The 25,567-nt window shown below is 64.3% G+C and carries 20 protein-coding genes; 11 read left to right on the top strand and 9 right to left on the bottom strand.

Annotated elements, in window-relative coordinates:
* Positions 1–31 precede the first annotated feature (31 nt).
* The 6 genes from RCH10_RS02615 (at position 32) to RCH10_RS02590 (ending at position 6,242) form a co-directional block, all read left to right on the top strand.
* Positions 32–1,294: an HDOD domain-containing protein gene (locus RCH10_RS02615; RefSeq protein WP_323497807.1), complete on the top strand. Its 1,263-nt coding sequence runs from the start codon at positions 32–34 to the stop codon at positions 1,292–1,294.
* A 43-nt stretch (positions 1,295–1,337) separates the two neighbouring features.
* Positions 1,338–2,585 (top strand): HDOD domain-containing protein, encoded by a 1,248-nt coding sequence (locus RCH10_RS02610; RefSeq protein WP_323497808.1) that lies wholly within the window; start codon positions 1,338–1,340, stop codon positions 2,583–2,585.
* 114 nt (positions 2,586–2,699) lie between these two features.
* Positions 2,700–3,878 (top strand): acetyl-CoA C-acetyltransferase, encoded by a 1,179-nt coding sequence (locus RCH10_RS02605; protein ID WP_409051151.1) that lies wholly within the window; start codon positions 2,700–2,702, stop codon positions 3,876–3,878.
* Positions 3,878–4,690, top strand: a complete 813-nt coding sequence (locus RCH10_RS02600) for an enoyl-CoA hydratase-related protein (protein WP_409051150.1) — start codon at positions 3,878–3,880, stop codon at positions 4,688–4,690. Before RCH10_RS02605 ends, RCH10_RS02600 begins: the two co-directional genes overlap by 1 nt.
* Positions 4,691–4,732: 42 nt before the next feature.
* On the top strand, positions 4,733–5,989 hold the full coding sequence (locus tag RCH10_RS02595) for a 6-phosphofructokinase (RefSeq protein WP_409051149.1): 1,257 nt from the start codon (positions 4,733–4,735) through the stop codon (positions 5,987–5,989).
* Positions 5,990–6,017: 28 nt separating this feature from the next.
* Positions 6,018–6,242: a cysteine-rich CWC family protein gene (locus tag RCH10_RS02590; RefSeq protein WP_323497812.1), complete on the top strand. Its 225-nt coding sequence runs from the start codon at positions 6,018–6,020 to the stop codon at positions 6,240–6,242.
* A 25-nt stretch (positions 6,243–6,267) separates the two neighbouring features.
* Here the strand turns inward: RCH10_RS02590 and RCH10_RS02585 are convergent, their stop codons facing one another.
* Positions 6,268–7,674 carry a putative zinc-binding metallopeptidase gene (locus RCH10_RS02585; protein ID WP_409051148.1) on the bottom strand — a complete coding sequence of 469 codons (1,407 nt, stop codon included), beginning with the start codon at positions 7,672–7,674 and terminating at the stop codon, positions 6,268–6,270.
* Positions 7,675–7,769: 95 nt separating this feature from the next.
* Here RCH10_RS02585 and RCH10_RS02580 point away from each other — a divergent pair, with 95 nt between their 5' ends.
* The 4 genes from RCH10_RS02580 (at position 7,770) to RCH10_RS02565 (ending at position 13,716) form a co-directional block, all read left to right on the top strand.
* A complete protein-coding gene (locus RCH10_RS02580; RefSeq protein ID WP_409051147.1) occupies positions 7,770–9,290 on the top strand; it encodes a DHA2 family efflux MFS transporter permease subunit in 1,521 nt (506 codons plus the stop codon).
* Positions 9,291–9,297: 7 nt separating this feature from the next.
* Positions 9,298–10,065, top strand: coding sequence for a class II glutamine amidotransferase (locus RCH10_RS02575; RefSeq protein WP_409051146.1), 768 nt, complete (start codon positions 9,298–9,300; stop codon positions 10,063–10,065).
* A gap of 153 nt (positions 10,066–10,218) precedes the next feature.
* On the top strand, positions 10,219–12,429 hold the full coding sequence (locus RCH10_RS02570) for a TonB-dependent receptor (RefSeq protein WP_409051145.1): 2,211 nt from the start codon (positions 10,219–10,221) through the stop codon (positions 12,427–12,429).
* A 15-nt stretch (positions 12,430–12,444) separates the two neighbouring features.
* Complete coding sequence (locus RCH10_RS02565; RefSeq protein WP_409051144.1) at positions 12,445–13,716, top strand: PepSY-associated TM helix domain-containing protein; 1,272 nt, start codon at positions 12,445–12,447, stop codon at positions 13,714–13,716.
* On the opposite strand, the gene gshB is transcribed toward RCH10_RS02565, so the two are convergent.
* Together gshB and RCH10_RS02555 are read right to left on the bottom strand one after the other, a co-directional pair.
* Positions 13,713–14,672 carry a glutathione synthase gene (gene gshB / locus RCH10_RS02560; protein ID WP_323500956.1) on the bottom strand — a complete coding sequence of 320 codons (960 nt, stop codon included), beginning with the start codon at positions 14,670–14,672 and terminating at the stop codon, positions 13,713–13,715. The genes RCH10_RS02565 and gshB overlap by 4 nt on opposite strands.
* A complete protein-coding gene (locus RCH10_RS02555) occupies positions 14,672–15,976 on the bottom strand; it encodes a benzoate/H(+) symporter BenE family transporter (RefSeq protein ID WP_409051143.1) in 1,305 nt (434 codons plus the stop codon). The genes gshB and RCH10_RS02555 overlap by 1 nt, the downstream gene beginning before the upstream one ends.
* A gap of 67 nt (positions 15,977–16,043) precedes the next feature.
* On the opposite strand from RCH10_RS02555, the gene RCH10_RS02550 reads away from it, so the two are divergent.
* Complete coding sequence (locus RCH10_RS02550; protein WP_409051142.1) at positions 16,044–16,946, top strand: polysaccharide deacetylase family protein; 903 nt, start codon at positions 16,044–16,046, stop codon at positions 16,944–16,946.
* Here the strand turns inward: RCH10_RS02550 and RCH10_RS02545 are convergent.
* The 6 genes from RCH10_RS02545 to lptE all read right to left on the bottom strand — a co-directional run bounded on the left by RCH10_RS02545 (position 16,943) and on the right by lptE (position 25,564).
* Entirely contained in the window at positions 16,943–18,964 is a 2,022-nt protein-coding gene (locus tag RCH10_RS02545) for a serine protease (RefSeq protein WP_409051141.1), read from the bottom strand. The genes RCH10_RS02550 and RCH10_RS02545 overlap by 4 nt on opposite strands.
* Before the next feature lie 181 nt (positions 18,965–19,145).
* On the bottom strand, positions 19,146–21,017 hold the full coding sequence (locus RCH10_RS02540) for a potassium transporter Kup (RefSeq protein WP_323497821.1): 1,872 nt from the start codon (positions 21,015–21,017) through the stop codon (positions 19,146–19,148).
* 78 nt (positions 21,018–21,095) lie between these two features.
* Positions 21,096–22,391: a glutamate--cysteine ligase gene (gene gshA / locus RCH10_RS02535; RefSeq protein WP_409051140.1), complete on the bottom strand. Its 1,296-nt coding sequence runs from the start codon at positions 22,389–22,391 to the stop codon at positions 21,096–21,098.
* Between the two features lie 145 nt (positions 22,392–22,536).
* Positions 22,537–23,829: a glutamate-5-semialdehyde dehydrogenase gene (locus RCH10_RS02530; RefSeq protein WP_409051139.1), complete on the bottom strand. Its 1,293-nt coding sequence runs from the start codon at positions 23,827–23,829 to the stop codon at positions 22,537–22,539.
* Positions 23,830–23,947: 118 nt separating this feature from the next.
* The gene (gene holA / locus RCH10_RS02525; protein WP_409051138.1) at positions 23,948–24,997 is read right to left on the bottom strand and encodes a DNA polymerase III subunit delta; all 1,050 of its coding nucleotides are present in this window, start codon (positions 24,995–24,997) and stop codon (positions 23,948–23,950) included.
* Between the two features lie 27 nt (positions 24,998–25,024).
* Positions 25,025–25,564 carry an LPS assembly lipoprotein LptE gene (gene lptE / locus RCH10_RS02520; protein WP_409051137.1) on the bottom strand — a complete coding sequence of 180 codons (540 nt, stop codon included), beginning with the start codon at positions 25,562–25,564 and terminating at the stop codon, positions 25,025–25,027.
* Between the last annotated feature and the right edge of the window lie 3 nt (positions 25,565–25,567).

The raw sequence follows: 25,567 nt of genomic DNA, 5'->3' as shown, positions 1-25,567 counted from the left end.
TGAAACACACCCTCATGCCACGGGAGGCCTCATGGCGCAAACCGTACTAGGCAGCCTGACCCTCGGCTACCGACCCTTGTGGGGCCGGAGCCGCACACTGTCCGGCGTGCAGCTGTTCGTTCACGAAGACAGCGAAGGCGTCGACGGCCATCACCTGCTTCGCATGCTGGCAGAGCTGCGCACCGCCGAGTCGCCGGCGCTGCTGCTGTCTTTGCAGTCGCGCGAACTGCTAACCAGCCTGCTGCAACACGCCACGCCATCGGACCCGATGATCGAAGTGCCGGTGCGCTGGCTCGACGACGCACGGCTGCGTGCCAGCGTGCATTCCGCGCGCTCGCGCGGCGTGCGCATGGTGGCGCGTGGCGACGCGGCACAGAACCCGCCCGAAGACGTGGCGCGCTGCTTCGAGCGGCGCATGACCGCGCTGTCGGCGGTCGATGCCGGCACCGCGCTGCATGCCGCCAAGCGCGCGCGCGAATCGGCTGCAGTCGGTCGTCTTGCGGCCCGCGCCGAAGGCAGCCCGGTACTCCCCAACTCCATGGTCGAAGGCGTGGCGAGTCGCGCGCTGGCCGAACACGCACTCGATCAGCAAGGCGCCTGGGCCATCGCAGGCTGGCCGGTCGAAGATGCCGTGCACCGCTACGCAGGGCAGCCGCTGCCGCCGAGCCGTCGCGCCATCGTGCAGACCATGAACGCGCTCGACGACGAGCCGTCGCTCGAACGCATCGAACAATTGCTCGGCGAAGAACCGACGCTGGCCTACCGCCTCTTGCTGTATCTCAACTCCGCCGGTCTGGGCTTGCGCAGCGGCATCGCGTCGTTGCGGCACGGCTTCATGATGCTGGGCTTTCGTTCGCTGAGTGCGTGGCTGGCCGAGCAACTGCCGCACGCGACCGACGATGCGGGCCTGCGGCCAGTGAACGCGACGATGGTGCTGCGCGGCCACCTGATGGAGCACCTGATGGACGCCGGCATCGAGGACGATCTGCGGCGCGAGGTGTACCTGTGCGGCCTGTTCGCGCAGCTCGACCTCGTGCTCGACGAGCCTCTCAAGCTCAGCCTCAGTCGGATCCCGTTGTCGGAGCGAATCGTCTCGGCCATCGTGAGCCACAACGGCCCGTATGCACCGAGCCTGAAAGCCGCCCTCGCCCTCGAATCGGACGACCCTGCCCCGTTGCGTGCCGTGCGCGAAACCTATGGCCTGGCATCCGACGACGTGAACCGCGCACTGCTGCGAATGCTCGCGGGCAGCAGCCTGCAGCCGGCTGGACTGCTGACGACGCGCGCCGCCTGACCGATCTTTGTGTTTTCCCTGTTTTTCTTTCCCCGGAGTCTCGATGTCTACTGATCATGCCCTCGCCCCTGATGTCGAAAGTGCTGCGCCGGTCGGCGTGGGCGCTGCGCTGTCGCGCCAGGCCATCGTCGACGAGCGGCGTGCCGTGTTCGGCTACGCGCTGTTCGAACAACCGCGCGACCGCGCGAACGATTCCACCGTGGTGGTCGATGCGCTTTCCGACTCGGGCACCAACGCGGTGGCGGGCGAAAAGCTCGTCTTTATCCATTGCGCTTTCGAAAATCTCGGCGGCCTCCAGCTCGACTTGCTCGACCCCGACAAGGTCGTGCTCGAGGTGTCGACTCGAGAAGGCAGCACCGAAGAAGAGATCGAGTTCGGTCGTCTGGCGCTGACGAAAATTCGCGAGAGCGGATTCCGTTTGGCGTTCGGCCCGGCGGTCCTCGAACCCGCCTACGCATCGTGGCGGCCGATGGCTGCATTCTTGAAGCTCAACCTGGCCGGCATGCCGAACGACCAGGCCGAGCGCTTCATCAAGCTTGCAAAGACTTCGAGCCGCGCCGATGTGGTGGCCGAGCAGGTCGATACGGTCGAGCAGTACGAACTGATGAAGCGTTTTGGCGTCAAGCTGTTCCAGGGCCGCTGGTTCGCGCAGCCTTCTGCCATCACCGACAAGGCGGTGCAAACCTCGCAAGCCACGATCATCCAGTTGATCAACCTGGTGCGGCGCGAAGCCGACCTCGGCGACATCGAAGAGCTGATCAAGAAAGACCCGACGCTGTCTTTCAAGCTGCTGCGCATGATCAACTCGTGCGGCTTCGGGCTGAGCGTGGAGATCACCTCGTTCCGCCACGCGGTGATGATCCTCGGGCTCAACAAACTGATCCGCTGGGCCACGTTGCTGATGACGGTGTCGCGCCCCGGCGGCGCCGCGCCGGCAGCAGGCACCACAGCAGTGGTGCGTGGCCGGCTGATGGAGCTGCTCGCTGCCGAACTGATGCCGCAGGAAGACTGCGACAACGCCTTCATCGTCGGCGTGTTCTCGCTGCTCGACACGCTGGTCGGCATGCCGATGGCGCAAGCGCTCGGTTCGGTCACGTTGCCGGAGCCTGTGCTCGACGCGCTGCTGCGCAACGAAGGGCAGCTGGCACCGTTCCTTGCGCTCACCAAGGCATGCGAGAGCGGTGACGACGTCGCCTTTTCCAAGGCCGCAAACGAGTTGCAGTTGACCAACCACCAGATCAACTGGGCGCATCTCCAGGCGCTCATGTGGGCGGACGCCCTTGAGCGCTGAAGCGGCGCGGTCACACTGGGCCGGTGTCGCGCAAGGGATGTTCCCGGCTTGACCTCGCGGCGATGACGCTCAACCATCGACCTTCCCTATCGAAGGCTCACTGAAGGAACAAAGATGGCAGAGGCATACATCGTGGCTGCGGTGCGCACAGCAGGCGGCAAGCGCGGCGGCAAACTCGCGGGCTGGCATCCGGCCGACCTGGCGGCCGAAGTGATCAATGCATTGCTCGAGCGCAGCGGCATCGATCCGGCGACGGTCGAAGACGTGATCCTCGGGTGTGTCAGCCAGGTCGGCGAACAGGCGAGCAATATCGCGCGCAACGCGGTACTGGCGTCGAAGCTGCCTGAATCCGTGCCCGGCACCTCGGTCGACCGCCAGTGCGGCTCGTCGCAGCAGGCATTGCACTTCGCGGCGCAGGCGGTGATGTCGGGCAGCATGGACGCGGTGATCGCTGGCGGTGTCGAGAGCATGACGCGCGTGCCGATGTTCACGCCCAACGCGTTGCCGGCCAAGGCCGGACTCGGTACCTACATGAGCCCCGGCATGCAGCGGCGCTACCCCGGCGTCGAGTTCAGCCAGTTCACCGGCGCAGAGATGATCGCCAAGAACTACGGGCTCGACAAAGACGCGCTCGATCGCTACGCATTCGAGAGCCACAAGCGCGCCATCTCGGCCAGCCGTGAAGGCCTGTTCGGCGACGAGATCGTGCCTATCGAGATTCGCCTTGCAGATGGATCGGGCAGCGGGCAGATGCACACGGTCGACGAAGGCATCCGCTTCGAGGCGACGCTCGAAGGCATTGCCGGCGTCAAGCTGATCGCAGAAGGCGGCCGCTGCACCGCCGCGACCGCGAGCCAGATCTGCGATGGCGCAAGCGGCGTACTGGTCGTCAACGAGCGCGGCCTGAAGGCGCTGGGCGTAAAGCCGCTCGCGCGCATTCATCACATGAGCGTGATGGGGCACGACCCGGTGATCATGTTGGAAGCACCGTTGCCGGCGACGCAGCGCGCACTGGCCAAGGCCGGCATGTCGATCGACGACATCGACCTGTACGAAGTGAACGAGGCCTTCGCACCGGTGCCGCTGGCCTGGCTGCAAACGCTCAGCGCCGACCCGGCGCGGCTCAACGTCAACGGCGGCGCCATCGCGCTCGGTCATCCGCTCGGCGCGTCGGGCACCAAGCTGATGACCACGCTGATCCATGCGCTGGCTCAGCGCGGCAAGCGCTATGGCCTGCAGACGATGTGCGAAGGCGGTGGCATGGCCAACGTCACCATCATCGAAAGACTTTGATGTCGCATGTCCTGTATGAATTGGAAAACGGCGTCGCGACGCTGACGCTCAACATCCCGACCAGGTTGAACCCGATCGCGATGGACCTGCAGGTCGAACTGCGCGACACGCTGGCGCGCGTGGCCGACGACCGCAGCGTGCGCGCGGTGGTGCTCACCGGTGCCGGCAAGGCGTTTTGCGTGGGTGCAGATCTGAGCGCGATTCTTGGCGGTGCTGACGACGGAGATGGCAAGGCGAAAGGCTCGCTCGGCACGCAGACCGCCGAGTGGATGCAGTCGCTCAGCAATCCGTTGATCGAGGCGATGCATGCGCTGCCGGTGCCGATCGTCGCAGCGGTCAACGGTGCGGCGGCGGGCGCCGGCGTGGGCCTGGCACTTGCCGCCGACATCACCATCGCGGCACGCAGCGCGTACTTCTATCTGCCGTTCTTGCCCAAGCTCGGCATCGTGCCGGACCTCGGCTGCACCTGGTTCGTGCCACGCCGCATCGGGGCGGCACGTGCCATGGGCATGGCATTGCTCGACGAGCGCGTGAGCGCCGACCAGGCGGAGCGATGGGGTTTGATCTGGGCCGCCTGTGAAGACGATTTGCTGTTGCTCGAAGCACAGAAGATCGCAGAGCGCCTGGCGCGCCTGCCGGCGCACGCGGTGCTCGAAGCCCGCAAGGCGTTCGAAGCCTCGGCGCAGCACACGCTCAGCGAGCAATTGCATTTCGAGAGCGAGCGGCAACGCGAACTGATCGACAAGCCGAGCTTCAGCGAAGGCGTGACGGCGTTCCTGCAGAAACGGGCACCGGTTTTTCCGGGGCGTTGAACGCGGATTTGGCCTCTCGGGGCCGCTGCAGGACAATGCACCATGACTGTCCTCAATGCTTTCTACGCGCAGTCCGGTGGCGTCACTTCGGTCATCAACGCATCGGCCTGCGGCGTGATCGAAACAGCACGACGCCACCCGGACCGAATCGGCCGCGTCTATGCCGGGCGCAACGGCATCCTCGGCGCACTGACCGAAGACCTGATCGACACCAGCGCAGAGCCGGCCGACGCCATCGCCGCGTTGCGCACCACGCCGGCGGGGGCCTTCGGATCGTGCCGCTACAAGCTCAAGTCGCTCGAGAAAAACCGCCGCGAATACGAGCGGCTGATCGAGGTGTTCAAGGCGCATGACATCGGTTATTTCTTCTACAACGGCGGCGGCGATTCGGCCGACACCTGCTTCAAGGTGAGCCAGTTGTCGCAGTCGCTCGGCTATCCCCTGCAGGCGATCCATGTGCCGAAGACCATCGACAACGACCTGCCGTTGACCGACTGCTGTCCGGGCTTCGGCTCCGTCGCCAAGTACGTCGCGATCTCCACCCTTGAAGCGTCACTCGACGTGCGCTCCATGGCCGCGACATCGACCAAGGTCTTCGTGCTCGAAGTGATGGGACGGCACGCCGGATGGATTGCCGCGGCGGGCGGGCTGGTGACCGACCACGGCATCCCGGTCGTGATCCTGTTCCCCGAGATCGAGTTCGACCAGGCGGCGTTCCTGACGCGCGTCGATGCGCTGGTGAAGCAGCATGGCTACTGCACCGTGGTCGTGTCCGAAGGCTGTCATCGCGCCGACGGCAGCTTCCTGGCGGAACAGGGCACGCGCGATGCGTTCGGTCATGCGCAGCTCGGCGGCGCGGCGCCGGTCGTTGCCAACATGGTCAAGGAAGCGCTCGGCCACAAGTTCCATTGGGCGGTGGCCGACTACCTGCAACGCTCGGCGCGACACATCGCTTCGGCGACCGATGTGAGACAGGCATACGAACTCGGCCAACGCGCCGTCGAACTCGCCATCGAAGGTCGCAATGCAGTGATGCCGACGATCGAGCGCACCAGCGATTTGCCCTACACATATCGCATCGGCAGTGCACCGCTCGCAGCGGTGGCCAACACCGAGAAGTTCATGCCGCGCGACTTCATCACGGCCGATGGCTTCGGCATCACCGAAGCTTGCCGACGGTATCTGATGCCGTTGATTCAGGGCGAAGACTATCCGGCGTACCGCGATGGCTTGCCGGTGTACGTGACGCTGCGCAATGTGGCGGTGCCGAAAAAGCTACCCGCCTTCGAGGTGGCTTGATCATGGCGATATCGGCGGCTGGTCGGCCATGAACGATGGCGAGATCATCGGCGTGATCGACGCCACTCACTGTCCGATCTGCGGCGAAGCGAATCGCTGTGCAGTCGAGTTGGCGCGCGAAACCGGCACACTGCAAAGCGAGTGCTGGTGCATGCAGGCCGACTTCAGCGCGGCATTGCTTTCCAAGGTGCCCGAAGCGGCGCGCGGCGCTTCATGTATCTGTGCCCGCTGCGCAGCTGCCACGCCCCGCTGACAAGCAGACCCATGCTCGCGCGGCCTCAACGCCGCGAGAAAAACCCGTGGTCGTATGCGTAGCCCTGTGCCTGCTGCACGGGCTGGCGCATCTGCAGCGGTGTCGATCGCGTCGGCGGCTGCTGCAAAGCTTGCGAACCTTGCAGCGACGTCGTCGAACCCGCCGTCGGGGGCACGGGGACGGGATCGCTCATCGCTTCCGGCGCGGGAGAAGGTGCGCCGATGCGATGGCGCTGGTCGGTGATGACCTGGTGGATGAACTGCAGCTTGCCAACCGCCGCGCGTGGCAGCACGAACGGGTAGTAGTCGGGTTGGCCCATGCTGCGCGACAACTCGTTGAGCACGTTGGTCAGGCGCACCCAGCCGTTCAGGAAGTCGAGAAACTTCATCGCGTCCGGATGGTCGGGCTGCCACAGGTCGGCGGGCTCGAATAAATCGCTGGCAAGTTCCGCGCGTGTCTCGTCGACTCCGAAGCTCATGGCGGTGTCGGCCGTATCGGCCATGTGCAGGTAATGCGCCCAGGTCTCGGCCCAGTCTTCCCACGCATGCGAGCTGGCGTAGCTGGTCACGTAGCGATTGCGCCAGTCGAGCACCGGCCCTTGCTCGTAGTGCGTTTTCAGGGAGGTAGCGTAGTCGGCGCGTTCATCGCCGAAGAGCGCACGAAACTGCTCAAGCCAGTTAGTCGGGTAGACGAGCAAGTCCCAGTAGTAGTGACCGATCTCGTGGCGAAAGTGCCCGAGCAAAGTGCGATATGGCTCGCGCATTTCGGCGCGGATGCGCTCCCGCACCGCGTCTTCTGCTTCTTCGGCATTCAGCGTGATCACGCCGGCTTCGTGGCCCGTCAGCACGTGCGGGCCGCCGGGCATGTTGCTCAAGAAGTCGAAGGCCAGCCCATGCACCGGGTCGGCGTGCCGGCTCACGACCGGCAGTCCGAGCGCGAGCAATTGCGAGACGAGGCGGCGCTTCGATTGCTCCAACTTGCGCCACAGTACGCCGTTGGTTTGGACGGAGAGATCGGGAATCGTCCGCGTCACACTGCACGACAGACAGTAGCCGGGAGCGAGGCCGATCGTGTTGAAGCTGGCGTCGTCGCCCTCACGCGGTGAAGGCACCATCCAGTTGCAACTGGATGCGGTCATCAGATTGGTACAGCGCCGGTAGGCCTTGCCGTTGGTATCGCCGAACACGGTGTAGGTATCGGCCTCGGCGCCCTGGAACGTCGCGGGTGCGAGCGGCACGACTCCCAGGCTCTCGACGACATAACCAAGCGGCGTGTGGCAGGCCAGGCATTCGCTGTTGCCGAGAAAAATCGGGTGGCCGCATTGACACTGGTAGGCGCGGCTCAGTGTCGGCGCCTTGAGGTCGGCGGCGAGCGAGTGGTCCGACTGCTCGGGCGCGGTGCCGACGGATTGCGATTGGAAGGTCTGTTCCATGGCGTCATTGTGAAGTCACCGGGCGCGAGAGCACACGCGCTCAAACGCCGATATCCTTGTAGGACGGCCGAACCCCCGCGGCCATCCGCGCGCCAATGACCGACCCCAAGATTCCACAGATCCCCGACCGCCCGCCCGCCGACTCGCCACCGAATTCTGCGGCGCCTTCGATCCACAGCTTGCGCGACCGGTACGGCGATCGCTACCGTTGGTACCTGCTGCTGTCGGTGATGGTGGGCACGATGGCGTCGATCATGTCGTCGACCATCGTCAACGTGGCCATTCCGGGCATGAGCCATTACTTTTCGCTCGGGCAGGAGCGAGCGCAGTGGGTGAGTTCCGGCTTCATGGTCGCGATGACGGTATCGATGCTGACCACGCCGTGGCTGCTCGGTCGCTATGGCTATCGCGCGACCTACGTCGGCACGATGGTGCTGCTTTTGCTGGGCGGGCTGGCCGGCGGTTTGTCGAACAACTTCTCTTTGGTGCTGGTCGCGCGGGTGGTCGAAGGATTGGCCGCTGGCGTGGTGCAGCCGATCCCCGCCATCATCATCCTGCGCGCCTTCGAGCCACACGAGCAAGGGCGCGCGAGCGGCCTCTTCGGCATGGGCGTGGTGCTGGCGCCGGCGATCGGTCCGAGCATCGGCGGCGTGCTAGTCGACCTGTTCGGCTGGCGCTCGATCTTCTTCATGGTGGTGCCGTTCTGCATCGCGTCGATCGCGCTGGCGTACCGCTTCGTGCCGACCACCGCGCCGGGCGGCGTGGTCGCTGCGCGCGCCGGCAACCTCGACTGGCGTGGGCTCGGCCTGGGCACGATCGGCACGCTGTGCCTGCTGAACGGGCTGGTCGCGCTGCGCGGTGATTCGCCGTTGCACGCAACGCTGCTGCTGGCCGGCGCCGTTCTCGCGTTTGTGGCGTTCCTCTGGTGGCAAAAGCGGATGTCGGCCTCGGGTCGCGAGCCGCTGATGAACCTGGCGCTCTTCAAGTACCGACAGTTCGCGATGGGCAGCGTGGTGGCCTTCATCTACGGCACGGCGCTGTTCGGCTCGACCTACCTGCTGCCGGTCTATATGCAGCTCGGACTGCAGCTGTCGGCCTCGCATGTGGGCACGATCATGCTGCCGGCCGGCATCGTGCTGGCCATCACCATCGCGCTGGTCGGGCGCCTGGCCGACCGCCAGCCGACGTGGATGTTGGTGAGCATCGGGCTGGCGTTGCTGGCGCTTTCGTTCGCGCTGATGATTGTGCTCAGGCTCGACAGCGGCATCTGGCTGCTGGTGATCTTCGCGACCATCGGGCGCATCGGCCTCGGCTTTATCCTGCCGTCGCTCAACATCGGATCGATGCGGCCGCTGGCCAAGCCGCTGATTCCGCAGGGCGCGAGCGCCATCAGCTTTTTGCGGATGCTGGGCGGCGCGACCGGCGTGAGCCTGTGCGCCATCGTGCTCGAGTGGCGGCTCTCGGTGCACGGCGACTCGCTCATCAACCCGACCACCAGCGTGGCGCGGATAGCGGCTTTCGACGAGGCCTTTGCCATGCTTGCAGGGCTGTGCGCACTGGCCATCCTGGCGGCGCTGCAGTTGCGCCAGAAGAAGCCGCTGCCGACAACGGTTTAATGCAGCCATGTGCCAATTGCTCGGGATGAACTGCAACACCCCCACGGACGTGACGTTCAGCTTCGCGGGGTTCGCGCAGCGCGGTGGCCGCACCGACCATCACGCCGACGGTTGGGGCATCGCGTTCTTCGAGGATCGCGGGCTGCGCCACTTCGTCGACCATCAACCGGCCTGCGATTCACCGGTAGCCGAGCTGATTCGCCGCTATCCGATCAAGAGCCAGAACGTCGTCTCGCACATTCGCAAGGCGACGCAGGGCGCCATCAATCTGCAGAATTGCCATCCCTTCGTGCGCGAGTTGTGGGGCCGCTACTGGGTGTTCGCGCACAACGGCGACCTCAAGAATTTCAAACCGCGGCTGCACGGCGCCTTTCATCCGGTCGGCAGCACCGACAGCGAGCACGCGTTCTGCTGGCTGATGCAGGAGCTGGCCAAGTCGCACGCCGGTGTGCCGAGCGTCGACGAGCTCACGCTCACGCTGCGTGAGCTGGCGCCGCAATTGGCGAAGCACGGCACCTTCAACTTCATGCTGTCGAACGGGCAGGCGTTGTGGGCGCACGCGTCGACCAACCTTTGGTACATCGAACGCCGGCATCCGTTCGTTTCGGCGCAGTTGTCGGACGACGATCTGGCGATCGACTTCGCGGCGCACACCACGCCGACCGATCGGGTGGCGATCGTCGTCACGGCGCCACTGACGACCAACGAAGCGTGGACCGCTTTCGCCCCGGGGGAACTCAAGGTGTTCGTCGACGGGCAGGCGCAAAGCGGATAGTCGACTGCGAGTTATCGGCGAGTCACTGGCGTGCAGCGATCCGGAATTGCACCCGGCGGGTGTGGCGTTCACAGCAAATCTGCATGAAAGTACCGCGAGAGGTACGTTTTCCGTGAACAATAACGGTTCTCATTTGCAACAACAGAACCTCACATGGCTCCCGCCCGTTTTCCCCTGCGCGCTGTCGCAATCGCCAGTGCCCTGGCAATCCATGCCCTGAGCGCCGCTGCGCAGGCTCAGCCGGCTGCCCCGCAAACGCTGGAGACGATCAAGGTTGAGGCCAGTGCCGACGCATCGGCCGAAGGCTTGAGCAAGCCCTTCGCCGGGGGCGAAGTCGCACGCGGCAGCCGCATCGGCGTGCTGGGCGCGCAAGACATGATGGACACGCCGTTCAACACGACGACCTACACCCAGCAACTGATCGCGAATCAGCAAGCGCAAAGTATCGGCGACGTGTTGTTGAACGACGCCTCCGTGCGCTCCGCGCGCGGCTTCGGCAACTTCCAGCAGGCGTACTTCATTCGCGGCTTTCCGGTGTTCTCCGACGACGTGTCGTACAACGGCCTCTTTGGCTTGGTGCCGCGTCAGTACATGGCAGCCGAATTCGTCGAGCGCGTCGAGGTATTTCGCGGCGCCAACGCGTTTCTGAGCGGCGCAGGCGCGGGTTCGGTCGGCGGCGGTGGCATCGGCGGGCTGATCAACGTACTCCCCAAGCGGGCGCCGAACGAGCCGCTGAGCGAGGTTTCCGTCGGCGTGCAAAGCGGCGGGCAGGGTTACGTGGCGGCAGACATTGCCCGGCGCTTCGGCCCTGACCAGGCAACTGGCATTCGCCTGAACGCGGCGCGTCGCGATGGCGGTGACCACGGCGTCGACCGTGAAAAGCATCAGCTGAGCGCACTCAGCCTCGGCCTCGACTGGCACAGCAGCAACGTGCGCCTGTCGGCCGACGTCGGCTACCAGAACGACAAGCTGAAGTCGCCTCGCCCGAGCGTGACGCCGGCCTCCAACCTGCCGATCCCCGAAGCACCGGATGCGAAGAACAACTTCGCGCAGCCCTGGACTTATTCGAACAGCCGGGAGGTATTCGGCACGGTGCGCGGCGAGGTCGATCTTTCTTCGAACGTCACGGCCTGGGCCGCGGTCGGCACGCGCCGCAGCACCGAAGACAATTCGCTCACGCCAATGAGCATCATCGATGCGCTCGGCGATACGTCGGGCTACCGTTTCGACAACGCCCGCAAGGACAAGGTCAACACCGGCGAAATCGGTATCCGCAGCAAGTTCCAGACCGGGAGCATCGGCCATACGGTGGTGGCTTCCGCGGCGGCCTTGAGTTCCGACTCACGCAATGCCTATGCGCTGTCAGGCTTCAGTGGAATCGACAGCAACATCTACCGGCCGACCGCGGTGTTCGCGCCGGCGGCGACCTTCTTCACCGGCGGCGTGCTGAGCAATCCGGGCCTGACCGAATCGACCGACACGTCGAGCTTCGCCGTTGCCGACACCATGTCTTTTGCGCAAGACACTGTCCTGCTCACCGTCGGTGCGCGTCGCCAGAAGATCAAGGACACGACGTACGACTACAACAAAGGCTCGCGACTCGACGGCTACGACCAGAGCAAGACGACCCCCGTGGTCGGCTTCGTCTTCAAGCCGCTGAAAAGCCTTTCGCTCTACGCCAACTACATCGAAGGCCTGATCAAGGGCGACGTCGCCCCGACCACCACGTCGACCGGGCAGCGCGTCACTAACGCGGGGCAGGTCTTTGCACCGTATGTGTCGAAGCAAAAGGAAATCGGCGCCAAGTACGACGGCGGCAACATCGGTGCCAGCGTCGCACTTTTCAGCACGAGCAAGCCGAGCGCTTACCTGCAGAACGGGACCTATGGCTCGTATGGCGAGCAGCGCAACCGCGGCGTCGAACTGTCGGTGTTCGGCGAACCGACGAAGGGCCTGCGCCTGCTGGGCGGCATCACATTGCTCGACGCAGAGCAGCGCCGCAGAGCAATCGCGTCGAACAACGGCAACGAGGTGATCGGCGTGCCGAAGCACCAGATCAATTTGGGCGCCGAGTGGGACGTGCCGGGCATCAACGGCTTTTCGGTCAATGCACGCGTGCTGCAGACCGGCAAGCAGTACGCCGATGCTGCCAACACGCAAGTGCTGCCGTCATGGACTCGTCTGGACCTCGGTGCGCGCTATCTCGTGGACATCGGCAACGGGCGATTGCTCACGATCCGGGGACGTGTGGACAACGTGCTCAACAAGTCATATTGGGCATCGGCTGGTGGCTATCCCGGCGCGAACTACCTCGTCTTGGGCCAGCCACGCACGTTCGTCATGACCGGCACGGTCAACTTCTAAGGACACGCCTGATCCGTGCGCGCGTTTTTTACCGTCACTCACCGCTGGCTGGGCCTCACGGTCGCGCTCTTTCTGATCGTCTCCGGCCTCACAGGCGCGGTCACGTCATGGGATCACGAACTCGACGAGTGGCTCAACAGCGCGCTCTACGACACCGATAGCCGCGGACCCTTCAAGGACCCGATGGCAATGGCCGCGGCGGTGGAAGCAGCCGATCCGCGCGCCAAAGTCAGCTACGTTTCGCTCGGACTCGAAGCAGGCCATAACGCTGCCTTCTTCGTCGAGCCACGCACCGACGCTGCCACGCGACAGCCCTATTCGCTCGGCTGCAACCAGGTCTTCGTCGACCCGGTCACGGGACACGTCGTCGGCCGGCGCGACTCGACCGCCGTTTCGCTCTCGCGCGAAAGCCTCATTCCCTTTCTGCGCACGGTGCACTACAGCCTGCACATCCCCGCGATCTGGGGCACCGATCGCATTGGCTACTGGATCATGGGGACGGTGGCGCTGGTGTGGCTGATCGACAGCTGCGTGGCGCTCTACATCACCACGCCGCGTCGCCTGAAGATGCCGCGCGACGCGCCGAAGCACGCGGCGCGTCATCGCAAGCCGACGACCTGGCTGGGCCGCTGGCAACCGGCATGGGCCATCCGGTGGCGCGCCGGTGGCTACAGGCTCAACTTCGATCTGCACCGCGCGGGCGGGCTTTGGGCCTGGGTGTTCATCATCGTGATCGCCTTCACTTCGTTTTCACTCAACCTGTACCGCGAAGTCTTCTATCCCGTGCTGTCGCTGGTGTCGAAGACGACACCCGGTCCCTACGAGACGCGAACCATGGCACCGCTCGGTACCACCATCACGCCGTCACTGGGTTTCGCACAGGTCGTGGACATCGCCGAGGCCGAGGCACGGCGACAAGGCTGGACGACGCCTCCGGGAGGCATCTACTACGAGGCACGCTACGGCTTCTACAACGTGTCGTTCTTCAAGCCCGGCGCTGAAAACGGACAAGGCGGCATGGGTCTGAGCAACCTCTACATCGACGGTATGGACGGTCGCCTGTTGAGCCAGAACGTGCCATGGAAAGGCACCGCTGCAGACGTGTTCGTGCAGCTGCAGTTCCCGATGCACTCCGGCCGCATCCTCGGCTTGCCGGGCCGCATCATGATGTCGGCGATGGGCCTCGGTGTCGCCATGCTGTCGATCACCGGCATCGTGATATGGGCGCGCAAGCGGCGTGCGCGACAGACCGGACCCCGAGGCTCGGTGGCTCCCAGCAGCGCCTAGTTGCGTTTGATGCCGACTGATTCTTCCAGCGCATCGATGAACATCGCCGGCACGTCGAAGCCGGTTTGTTCGGTGATTTCCTGAAAGCAGGTCGGGCTGGTGACGTTGATCTCGGTGACCGAATCGCCGATCACGTCGAGCCCGATCAAGAGCAGACCGCGTGGTGCGAGCGTGCGGCCAACGACTTCTGCGATCTCTCGATTGCGCGCGGTCAGTGGCTGCGCCACGCCCTTGCCGCCGGCCGCCAGATTGCCGCGCACCTCGGTGCCCTGCGGGATGCGCGCCAGCACGAAGGGCGCCGGCTTGCCCGCGATGATCAGGATGCGCTTGTCGCCCTGCGTGATCTCGGGCACGAAGCGCTGGACCATGATCGTCTCGGCACCGCCCTTGTTCAGCGTCTCGACGATGGAGCCGAGGTTCATCGCGTCTTGCCGCACGCGGAAGATGCCCATGCCGCCCATGCCGTCGAGCGGCTTCAGGATGATGTCGCCGTGCTCCGCATGAAAGTCGCGCACCGACTCGGCACTGCGCGTGACCAACGTCGGCGTCACGAACTGCGGGAACTCCATGATCGCGAGCTTTTCGGGGTGGTCGCGCAACGCGCGCGGCGTGTTGACCACATGCGCGCCTTCACGCTCGGCCTGCTCGAGCAGGTGCGTCGCGTAGATGTACTCGGCATCGAATGGTGGATCTTTGCGCATCACCACGATGTCGAAATCCTTGAGCGCCTTGGTCTCGATGATGTCTTCGCGATACCAGTCCTTGGCGTCGCCGGTGAGGGTGATCTGCTGAACGTTGGCGGTAACCACGCCACCTGATTTCCATTGCAGGTCTTGCGGCAGGCACGCCGCTATGCGATGTCCGCGCCGTTGCGCCTCGCGCATCATCGAAAAAGTGGTGTCCTTGTAGATCTTGAATTCGTCGAGCGGATCGGCGACGAAGAGAATGTTGTGCATCAGAAGGTCTTTCCGGCGGCCGCGTTGCGAGTCGCCTGCTGTTCATTGGGCACGATCTTGCCGCCGGGTGCGATGGCCTTGCCGACGGAGGTTTTTGTCGGGTCGGCGCCGTGGATGCTTTGAGCGGAGTCGTAACGATTGCGCCGGCCGAGTTGCTGCACGGCCAGCGCAATGGCGCCGGCCACTACACCCCAGAAAGCCGAGCCGATGGCGGCCACGGAGACGCCCGACAACGTGACAAGAAAGGTGATGAGCGCTGCCTCGCGATGCGACTCGTCGCGCACCGCCGCGGCAAGTCCGCCGCCGATGGTGCCGAGCAATGCGAGCCCGGCGATGGCAGCGACCAGCTCTTTCGGAAACGCGGTCAGCACGCCGACCACCGCCGCACCGAAGAGCCCGATCACGACGTAAATCGCACCGCAGCTCACTGCCGCCGTATAGCGCCGCTTCGGGTCGTCGTGCGCCTCAGGCCCCATGCAAATGGCCGCGGTGATGGCGCTAAGGTTGAGCGCATAGCCGCCGAACGGCGCGAGCACCAGCGTGGCGACTCCGGTGATCGTGATGAGCTTGCTGATCGGCAGGTCGTAGCCGGCCGCACGAATCGCCGCGACGCCGGGCAGGTTCTGCGAGGCCATCGTGACGACGAACAAGGGCAGCGCCAGGCTCACCGCGGCGCGCCAGGTAAACACCGGCATCGTGAAGATCGGCAGGGCCATATCGAAGTGCACCGCCGACCAGGCCAACTGGCCGCGCGACGCCGCATAGACGACGCCGACGAGCAGCGTCAGCGGCACGGCATAGCGCGGCATGAAGCGCTTGGCCAGCAGGTAGGCGGCCAGCATCAGCAAGACGAGCGGCAGCGCGGTCTGCGCCGCAAGGAAGGCCTGCAAGCCGAAGCGCGCCAGCACACCCGCGAGCAGCGCCGAGGCGATCGCCATCGGGATCTTGTTCATCACGCGCTCGAACCAGCCGGTCGCGCCGGCCAGCGTAATGAGCGCCGCGCAGACGATAAAGGCGCCGACCGCCTCGTTCATGCCGTAGCCCACGCCGGCCACCGCCAGCACCGCCGCGCCCGGCGTACTCCACGCAATCATGACCGGCTTGCGCCAATACAACGAAGGCACCGCGGAGCACAGGCCCATGCCGAGCCCCAGCGCCCACATCCACGAGGTGATCATCGCGGGCGTGGCGCCGAAGGCCTGTGCGGCCTGGAACACGATGGCCACGGAACTGGTGAAGCCGACCAGCACCGCGACGAAGCCGGCCGTGAAAGCCGACAGGCTCAAGTCCTTGAAAAAACGCATTGGCGAATTGTGCCCGGCGTTCATGGCCTGCCTTGCGGAGGTGGCCCGCCTCTTGCAAACTCGCCGCATGACCGCACGCTGGCCCGACAGGCTTCCCTCGCACGACCGCTTCGACTATTCGCCGATCACCCGGCGGCCCGACTACCGCTGGCCGAACGGCGCCGGGCTCGCCGTTTACCTCGGCTTCAACCTCGAGCACTTCGCTTTTGGTGATGGCCTGGGCGCCCGCATCGGACCGCCGTCACCGGAGCCCGATGTGCTCAATCACGGATGGCGCGAATACGGCAACCGCGTCGGTGCGTGGCGCTGCCTCGAACTCTTCGACTCGCTCGGCCTGCCCACCGGCGCCTTGATCAACACCGCGCTGTACGACCACTGCCCCGAACTGCTGCGCGCGGTGCAGCTGCGCGGCGACGAGCTCATCGGCCACGGCCACAGCAATGCGGAGCGACAAGGCGATTACAGCGAAGCCGGTGAGCGCGCATTGCTCGAACGCTGTCGCGACCGCATCGCCGGCGAGAGCGGCATCACGCCCGCGGGCTGGCTGTCGCCCTGGATATCGGAGAGCGCGGTGACGCCGGACTTGCTCGTCGAGACCGGCTACACCTACACGCTCAATTGGTGCCACGACGACCAGCCGACACGCATGCGCACGCGCAGCGGCAAGTCGTTGTGGGCCGTGCCGTACCCGCAAGAACTCAACGACATCCCGATGATCATCGCGCGCCAGATGGACGCGAAAGACTTCGCGACGATGGTGATCGACAACTTCGACGAGATGCGCGAACAGGCGCGCACGCAGCCGTTGGTGATGGGTGTGGCGCTGCACCCTTACATCGTCGGGCAGCCGTATCGGCTGCGGCATTTGCGGCGGGCGCTGGAAGCGCTGGCTGCCGCGCGCGATCGCGGCGAGATCTGGTTCACGACCCCTGGCGCTATCGTGAGGCATGTGGAGGGGCTGGAGGGCTAGAGTGCGGTCCAGGCGTAATAGCCAACGCCCTCATAGTTATAGTTCGGCGAACTTTGAAGCACGGAGTCACGTTCGGCCGCACTGATCGTATAAAAGTGCGTGCCGGTGCGTGTGTTGAAAAAGCGATACATCGCCGTCGCTCCAGTGGTGGGGTTTGTGTCGGCAAACCAGCTCTTTCCCTCGTAAGCAAAAGCCGGACTGTTGGCTTTCACGTTCTGGGCTTCGTCTGCACTGATGGTGTAAAAGTGCGCTCCGGTCTTCGAGTTGTAGAAGCGCTCGAGCGCCGTCGCTCCGGTACTGCCGTCGGAATAAGCATAGAACGCGATTCCCTCGTAGCTGTACTTCGGCGTGGTGTTGCGCACGGTGTCGCGCTCGGTCGCGCTGGCTGTGTAGAAATGCGTAGAGGTGTCGGTGTTATAGAACCGATAGATCGGGATGCGCGGGTGCGCCGGCGCATTGAGCCACTGCGACATGCCCGCGTTGTAGGCGACATCGAAGCGCCCGTACACCGCGATCGCATTGGTGCATGAAGCCGCCCCGCCGAACAACTGACCCACCAGCACGCTCGTGCCGTTCGATGTCGTGAACAGTGGCGATCCGCTGCTGCCTGGCTGCACCGGGCCTTGGCCCAGCATCACTTCGATGAAGCGCGCCGTTGAAGGCGTAGCGGTGGCAAAGGTGCAGTTGCCGTCGGTGGTGTGTGCGATGCACGAGAAGTAGTCGATCACCTTGCCGGTGCTGTACTTCTGCAGATCGGCAAGTGGATGGTGAAGCCCAAAGGCGTCGTTGCCGATCGGCGGCGGCGTCGCAATCCATGCGGCATACACCGCGCCTGGCGGTGGCGTGCCGGCAAGCGACATGAAAGACGTGTCGGTGTCGGCGTTGGCGTTGGCGAGCAGCAGCGTGGCGCCACCGTAGACAGTTCGGGTGGCGTCGCTCAGCACGCCGTTGCCGCACTGCGACGAATGAAAGAACCAGTCAGTCACGAGACTCGACGCTTCTGCTTGCGTCGAGATGCAGTGGTACGCACTCAGAAAATACGGCGTGCCGGACGAAGCCTTGTCGTTCAGCAAGGTGCCGGTGCAGGCGTAGCCGTCGCCGTCTTTCACGAAGGTCATGCGAGCTACCGACTTGCTCTCGGTGTCGTAGGCATGGGTGCAACTGACGTCGAGCGTGCAAGCCGCCGCATTGCCGAGCGCGCCGGTGGCACTCAGGGCATCGGCCTGGACAAACATGTGGGTCAGGCGCGGGATGGCCATCTGCACCAGCGCCGTGTCAGTGCCGGGTGGCACCTCGATCTCCAGTGTAATTTCTTCGCCACCCAGGTCGGGTGACCAATACGTGTGTGCAGCCTCACCTGTTTCGCCGGCATCGAGGCTGCGCTGAATCGACGCGAGCAGCTGCTGCGCCGAGACCTCGATCATTGTCTTACCGCCGGCGACATAGAACCGCAACATCGTGCCCAGCGGCAGACTGGTGATTCGCACGCCGAGCCGCACGCCCTTGGCGTCAGGCGTCGCGAAGTGGATGGCGGCGATGCGCCCTTTTCCCGGAGAGTCGTTCCACACCAGGACCTGCGCGGTGGCGGCCTCCGTAGCGGTGGCATCGATGTTGCGACCCAGGCCGACTTGCGTGGGTATGGCTGCGGATTCGTTCGCAACGACTCGGGTCTTTCGCGCGACAACACCTCTTTTCTCGGCGTTCAAGCCGTCGAGGTTCACGTACGCGAGCGACCCGGAGACGCCAGGCGTGCGCCTGCGCACAGGTGAAGCGTCTTGCGGCATGTCGGCAGTGCGTGTAAGCGCGACGATGGGACCGTCTGAGGTCGTCGTGGCGGACGCCGGTTTCGAGGCAGCCTGCAAACTGAACGAGGCGGGCGCGACGCTGATGCCAGCGCCCGTGCTGGTCGCTGTGCCAACGGCGGTGCCGGACTCGGCAACGGAAACAGTGCTGGGAGCCGAGACACCTGTGCCGCTGCTTCCACCACCGCAAGCCGTGACGAGGGTGACGAAAGCCAAAGCCAACGCGCCGCGGCTTAGCCGCAGAACCCCAAAAGCCGACGTACTGGTTGCCAAAAGTCGCCTCACCTGTGAGCCGACGCTGGAACGAAACTAAGAAGTCGGCAAACGGACTTTAGTGCACATTTACACAATACTTACAAAGTGCTACACCCACTGCGTGCAAGGTTTCTACGCGCTTTCAAATCTCAATCTTGGAGCCGAGCTCCACCACCGCATTGTTGGGCAGACCCAGAAAATCGGCCGCGCCACTCGCGTTGTGGTGCATCTGCGCGAACAGCTTTTCGCGCCACGGCGACATGCCGCCGCCGAGGGTGGGAATGACCACGTCGCGCGACAGAAAGTAACTCGTCGCCATAGGCTCTAGCTGGCAGCCCCGCATGCGCGCCTGCTGGAGCGCACGCGGCAGGTCGACGTCGTTCTTGAAGCCGTAATGCACGATGACTTGCCAGCAGTGATGCCCTAGCGCCTCCATCTCGATGCGCTTGTCCATCGGTATCCACGGCACCTCGTGGTTGCGCACCGTGACGAACAGGTTCTGCTCGTGCAACACCTTGTTGTGCTTCAGGTTGTGCAGGAGCGCGTTGGGCACGACTCCCGGGTCTGCAGTGAGAAACACCGCCGTCCCCTCGACCCGCGTCGGCCGGTTCAAAAACACCGAAGCCAGAAAGGATTTGAGCTCGAGGGCATCTTTGCGCTGCGCTACGCCCATGAGGCGCCGGCCTTCTTTCCACGTGGTCAGTACGACGCACAGGACGGCCGCCATCACCAGTGGAAACCAGCCGCCCTGCATGATCTTGAGCGAATTCGAGGCAACGAAGACGAGGTCGACCGCGAAGAAGAAGCCTGTGGTCAGGACGCACAACCACAGGGGGTAGCCCCAGCCGTATCGGATCACGAAGAAGGTCAGTGCAGTCGTGATCACCATCACGAGGCTGACTGAAATACCGTAAGCCGCAGCGAGCGCAGACGACGAGCCGAACAGGCTCACAGCCAGCACCACGCCGGCATACAGCGCCCAGTTGACGGCTGGGATATAAATCTGGCCGGTTTCTCGCACGGACGTGTGCAGGATGGTGAGTCGGGGCAGGAAGCCGAGCTGGATCGTCTGCTTGGTGGCCGAAAAAGCGCCCGATATCAGTGCTTGCGAAGCGATGACCGTGGCGGCAGTCGCCAAAACGACCATGGGAACCAACGCCCACTCAGGCGTCATCAGGAAAAACGGATTCTCAGCCGCCTTGGGGTCCAGCATCACGAGCGCGCCTTGCCCGAAATAGTTGATCACCAATGCCGGCATCACGAGCGCGAACCAGGCCAGCCGGATCGGGAATTTTCCGAAGTGACCCATGTCGGCATAGAGCGCCTCCGCCCCGGTGACGCACAAAAATACTGCGCCGAGCGTGATGAACGCCATAGAGTGATTTGCCAAGGCGAAGCGGACACCATGACCGGGCCAGATCGCTGCGAGCACCGCCGGCTCACGAATGATTTGCGCTGCGCCGGTGGCCGCAATGGCGAGAAACCACAAGATCGTAATGGGCCCAAAAAAGCGCCCGAGGTCGCTGGTTCCATGTCTCTGTGCCATGAACAGCACCGTGAGCACCACGAGAGAGATGGGGACGACGTACGGTTTAGCTGCGGGTGTGATGATCTCCAGCCCTTCGACCGCCGACAGCACCGAGATCGCCGGAGTGATCACGCCATCGCCAAAAAAAAGCGCGACACCGAACACCCCGATCAAGAGCAACGCCCCACGCAGCCGTTCCCTGTCTTTCACCGATTGCGAAGCCAGTGCGAGCAACGCCATCAGCCCGCCCTCGCCGTGGTTATCGGCACGCATGATGAGCGCGACGTACTTGATGGACACCACCACCATCAATGTCCAGAAAAACATCGACAGCACGCCCAGAACGTTGTCACGCGTCAGCGGAACATGGCCGTGCGCAAAAACCTCCTTGAATGCATACAGGACAGAGGTGCCGATGTCGCCGTAGACGACACCGATGGCGCCGAGCGTGAGCGCGGCAACCGAAGACTTGACATTGCTGCGCATGCGTCACTGCAACGTGGCCGCCCTCCCGGACGGTCGTCGCTCAATTGGTAGGAGACGGATTGTGCTCCCCGCCCGCCCTTATTCGTAGACTTCGGCGTCAGGGTTGGTTGCTTCCAGTTCGTAGCTGGCCGCCACCATCGCCAATCGACCGATCACGCCGTACATGTAGAAGCGGTTGGGCGCGCTGGCACCCGGCTTGGCGCCGGGCTGGGGCATGTGGGCGCTCTCCGAGAACGCCAGTGGCACAAAGCTCGAACCCGGCGAGTTGAGGCTTTCGTCGGAACTGCGTTCGGCGTGCACCCGGTAGAAGCCGCCGACCACGTAGCGGTCCATCATGTAGACGACTGGCTCGGCCACGCCGTTGTGTACCCGCTCGTTGGTCAGCACGCCCTCCTGCACGATCACTTCGTTGACCTCCAGCCCGCTGCGGGCGCTGCTCATCTTGCCTCGAGTCTTCTTGTCGAGGGCTTCGAGCTCCTTCACATCGCGCACCGTCATCACGCCCATGCCGTGGTTGCCGTTGTCGGCCTTGACGATGACGAACGGCTTCTCGTTAATGCCGTACTCCTTGTACTTGCGGCGCACCTTGGTGAGCATGGCGTCGACGTGGCTCGTGAGCACATCGGTCCCCATACCCTCCGCAAAATTGACGCCATCGGCCTTGGATGTCATCGGATTGATCAGCCAGGGGTCGATGCCGAGCAGTTTGCCGAAGCGCTTGGTGAGCTCTTCGTAGCTGTGCGCATGGTTGCTCTTGCGGCGCACCGACCAACCGGCATGCAATGGCGGCAACAGGTATTGCTCGTGCAGGTCTTCCAGGATGCCCGGCGTTCCTGCAGCAAGGTCGTTGTTCAGCAGGATGGTGCAGGGATCGAAGTTTTTGAGACCCAGCCGGCGCTTGGTGCGCACCACCGGCTCCAGGCAAATGCTCTCGCCATTGGGCAGTTCGATCTTCTTGGGCGACTTGATCGCCGGATCGATCGAGCCGACCCGCACATTGAGCCCGGCCATCTTGAAAATGTGCACAAGCTGGAGCACGTTGGCCAGGTAGAACGTGTTGCGCGAGTGATTTTCCGGAATGACCAGCAGGTTGCGTGCTTCCGGACAGATCTTTTCGATGGCTGCCTGTGCGGCCTGCACTGCCAGCGGCAGCATCTCTTTGGTGAGGTTGTTCCAGCCCCCCGGAAACAGGTTGGTATCGACCGGCGCCAGCTTGAAGCCGGCGTTGCGAACATCGACCGAGGTATAGAACGGCGGCGTGTGCTCCATCCATTCGAGCCGGAACCAGCGCTCGATGGCAGACATCGAGTCGAGCACGCGTTGCTCAAGTTCGTTGATCGGGCCGTTCAGGGCGGTGACGAGATGCGGGACCATGCGGCGGCCTTGTTGTTGTTGGCGCTTTGTGCAAGAAAGCAGTATCGGGATTGTAAGATTTGGGGCCTGACCGCTGGATGACAACCCGCCGTGCGCAAATCGGCACGCCCGACGTTGCCGTCGACCGCCCTCGCCCGCACGCCGATCAGCTTCTGGTCTCGCCCTGGCCCAGCACAACGTATTTCAACGACGTCAGACCCTCGATCCCCACCGGGCCGCGTGCGTGAAACTTGTCGGTGCTGATGCCGATTTCGGCACCGAGGCCAAACTCGAAGCCATCTGCAAAGCGCGTGCTGGCATTGACGATCACGCTGGCCGAATCGACCTCGCGCAAAAATCGCTGCGCATTGACGTGGTCGCGCGTGACGATGGCATCGGTATGGTGGCTCGAATAGTGGTTGATGTGCGCGATCGCTTCGTCGACATCGCTCACCACCTTGATGCTGATGACGGCTGCCAGATATTCCTCGGACCAGTCGGACTCGACGGCATCGACCACCAACGAACCTGCTTCGACCGCACCCTCGCCCCGCAGGATGCGCGCAGCCTTGGGATCGCAGCGCATCTCGACACCCTTGGCCGCGAACACGGCCCCGATCATCGGCAAGAAGGTCGCCGCCACGCTCTCGGCCACAAGCAGCCCCTCCGCCGCGTTACACGGGCTGTACTTCTGCGTCTTGGCGTTGTCGACGATGGCCAACGCCATCGGCAGCTCGGCGGTGCTGTCGACATACACATGGCAATTGCCGTCGAGGTGTTTGATAACGGGCACCTTGGCGTCGCGGCTGATGCGCTCGATCAGCCCCTTGCCGCCACGCGGAATGATCACATCGACAAACTGGGGCATCGCGATCAACTGGCCGACAGCTTCACGGTCGGTGGTTTGCACCAGCTGCACCGCTTCGCGCGGCAGGCCGGCCTCGGCCAGCGCGTCGCTCACCAGTTGTGCCAGCGCCTTGTTCGATTCGATCGCCTCGGAGCCACCACGCAGGATCGCCGCATTGCCGCTCTTGATGGCGAGGCTGGCCGCCTCGATCGTCACGTTGGGCCGACTCTCGTAGATCATCCCGAACACGCCGAGCGGCACGCGCATCTGACCAACGCGGATGCCGCTGGGCTGCTGCTTCATGCCGATGATTTCGCCGATGACATCGGGCATCGCGGCAAGTTGCTCACAGCCCTCGGCGACGGTGGCGATCACCTTGGGCGTGAGCTTGAGCCGGTCGATCATCGGTTCTGACAGACCGGCAGCCGTGGCGCGCTCCAGGTCTTGCCGATTGGCGATCTCCAACGCCGGACCGGCCTCGCGCAAGCGCCGGGCCAGCGCCTTCAACGCTTTTATCTTGGTGGCGGCATCGGCGCGAGCCATGACGGCCGACGCTGTTTTTGCCTGCAAACCGAGGGCTTGCATGTGCTCGTGGACATAGAACGCGTTCATCGCCCTATTTTGCCGCGCCTCGGAACCCAGTCGCTCGCCCACGCTCTATAACGCCTTGCGACGCTGGACCGATCTGATTTGATCGGTCAGATCAGAAGGCCGCGACCCAGACCGCGAATCATGCCGCGCAGCTGCGGCACAGCATGAACGCCAGCCGCTGCAAAGCCTGCCAGCCACTGGCCGGCCAATCCGGCTGCTTCAGCCCTTTGACGATGCCGTCGACGATGTGCGCAGCGCGCAGCATGCGGGCCAGCGCGCGATCGTCGATGCGCGGCAACACGCGCTCAAACGCCCGCTCGCGCGCGCCCCAGATGCGGTTTTCGCGCAGCGCCATCGGTAGCGGTCGACCCGCAGCCATCGCGTCCTTGACGCGCTTTAGCGCGCGGATGTCTTCGGCCAGCGCGTAGTGCACCAGCACCTCGGCCTCGCCTTCGGCCCTGAGGCCGTCGAGCATGCGCGCCACGCGCTGCAGATGGCCCGCCAGCACCGCCTCGGACAGCTTGAACACGTCGTAGCGCGCAACGTTGTTAACCGCGCCTTCGACCTGCTCCCAACTCAGCTCGCCGGCGGGATACAGCAACGCCAATTTCTGAATTTCCTGGTGGGCGGCGAGCAGGTTGCCCTCGACCCGATCGGCAAAAAACTGCAGCGTGCGCTGGCCTTCTTCGCCTGCCTTCACGCGCTGGCTCTGCGTCGCCAGACGCTGCGCGATCCACTGCGGCAGCGCGCCGCGCTCGACAGGATCGACCTGCAAACTCACGCCATGGTTTTCCAGCGCCGAGAACCAGGCACCGGTGCGCGTCGCCTTGTCGAGCTTGGGCAGCAGCACCAGCGTCAGCGTGCTGTCGTTGCCACGCGCCGCCTCTGCGATCTGCTGCAGCGCGGCGCTGCCGTCTTTGCCCGGCTTGCCCGACGGCACGCGGATCTCGACGATCTGCTTGTCGGCGAACAGGCTCAATGAACCGCCTGCCGCGAGCACGGCACTCCAGTCGAAGTGCGCGCCGGAGGCGGTGTACGAGCTGCGCTCGGTGTAGCCCTGCTCACGGGCGGTGGCGCGGATGGCATCGGCGGCCTCCTGTGCGAGCAACGGCTCGTCGCCGTGCACTGTGTAAAGCGGCCGCAGCGCCTGCTTCAGGTGCCCGGCGAGTTGTGCCGCGGAGAGCTGCATGGGGACGTGACTTTCGGAGCTGCTCTATCAGAGCTGCTTGACGGCGCCGAGCCGGCGCACGGTCTGCTGGGCGATGTCGTTCTGCATGTCGCGGTACAGCAAGTCGGCCTCGCTCTCCTTGGCGATGGCATTGGTCTCGTTGTAGGTCAGGTCGCGCCGTTGCTCGATAGTGGTGGTCGGCAACAGTTCCTTGCCAGCCGGCGTGGAGAGCTTGAACTTGAAGTTCAGTACCAGATCGAGTTCGCGCACTTCACCGGCGGCATTGGTCGACAGCACGACCCGCGTGCGGTCTTCGCTGACCACTTCGAGGATGGCATCGGCCACCACCGGCTCACCGGCCTTGCCGATCTCGACCACAGTGAGCGTGCCGGTCGCGCGCAAGTTACGGCGCAGCAGATTCACGGTGGCGGAAGTGCCTCGCACCGCTATGGTCTTGAAAGCGAACACCGGCGGCTTGCGCAGCTCGAAGCCGCAACCGGCCAGCCCGGAGATTGCGATGGTGCCGCCGAGCGTCATCGCCGACACGGCAAGCACGCAACGGCGCGACATTGAAGAAGAGGATTTCATGCG

This window comes from Variovorax sp. GrIS 2.14 (assembly GCF_046115955.1).
Lineage (GTDB): Bacteria > Pseudomonadota > Gammaproteobacteria > Burkholderiales > Burkholderiaceae_C > Variovorax.
The sequence above is the reverse complement of the archived record's forward strand: the minus strand, read 5'-3'. Positions and strand labels throughout refer to the sequence as shown.

Bases quoted from the DNA above. Each gene is read 5' to 3' on its own strand.
- RCH10_RS02615 (WP_323497807.1), top strand. From the start codon at position 32: ATGGCGCAAACCGTACTAGGCAGCCTGACCCTCGGCTACCGACCCTTG.
- RCH10_RS02610 (WP_323497808.1), top strand. From the start codon at position 1,338: ATGTCTACTGATCATGCCCTCGCCCCTGATGTCGAAAGTGCTGCGCCG.
- RCH10_RS02605 (WP_409051151.1), top strand. From the start codon at position 2,700: ATGGCAGAGGCATACATCGTGGCTGCGGTGCGCACAGCAGGCGGCAAG.
- RCH10_RS02600 (WP_409051150.1), top strand. From the start codon at position 3,878: ATGTCGCATGTCCTGTATGAATTGGAAAACGGCGTCGCGACGCTGACG.
- RCH10_RS02595 (WP_409051149.1), top strand. From the start codon at position 4,733: ATGACTGTCCTCAATGCTTTCTACGCGCAGTCCGGTGGCGTCACTTCG.
- RCH10_RS02590 (WP_323497812.1), top strand. From the start codon at position 6,018: ATGAACGATGGCGAGATCATCGGCGTGATCGACGCCACTCACTGTCCG.
- RCH10_RS02585 (WP_409051148.1), bottom strand. From the start codon at position 7,674: ATGGAACAGACCTTCCAATCGCAATCCGTCGGCACCGCGCCCGAGCAG.
- RCH10_RS02580 (WP_409051147.1), top strand. From the start codon at position 7,770: ATGACCGACCCCAAGATTCCACAGATCCCCGACCGCCCGCCCGCCGAC.
- RCH10_RS02575 (WP_409051146.1), top strand. From the start codon at position 9,298: ATGTGCCAATTGCTCGGGATGAACTGCAACACCCCCACGGACGTGACG.
- RCH10_RS02570 (WP_409051145.1), top strand. From the start codon at position 10,219: ATGGCTCCCGCCCGTTTTCCCCTGCGCGCTGTCGCAATCGCCAGTGCC.
- gshB (WP_323500956.1), bottom strand. From the start codon at position 14,672: ATGCACAACATTCTCTTCGTCGCCGATCCGCTCGACGAATTCAAGATC.
- RCH10_RS02555 (WP_409051143.1), bottom strand. From the start codon at position 15,976: ATGCGTTTTTTCAAGGACTTGAGCCTGTCGGCTTTCACGGCCGGCTTC.
- RCH10_RS02550 (WP_409051142.1), top strand. From the start codon at position 16,044: ATGACCGCACGCTGGCCCGACAGGCTTCCCTCGCACGACCGCTTCGAC.
- RCH10_RS02540 (WP_323497821.1), bottom strand. From the start codon at position 21,017: ATGCGCAGCAATGTCAAGTCTTCGGTTGCCGCGCTCACGCTCGGCGCC.
- gshA (WP_409051140.1), bottom strand. From the start codon at position 22,391: ATGGTCCCGCATCTCGTCACCGCCCTGAACGGCCCGATCAACGAACTT.
- RCH10_RS02530 (WP_409051139.1), bottom strand. From the start codon at position 23,829: ATGAACGCGTTCTATGTCCACGAGCACATGCAAGCCCTCGGTTTGCAG.
- holA (WP_409051138.1), bottom strand. From the start codon at position 24,997: ATGCAGCTCTCCGCGGCACAACTCGCCGGGCACCTGAAGCAGGCGCTG.
- lptE (WP_409051137.1), bottom strand. From the start codon at position 25,564: ATGAAATCCTCTTCTTCAATGTCGCGCCGTTGCGTGCTTGCCGTGTCG.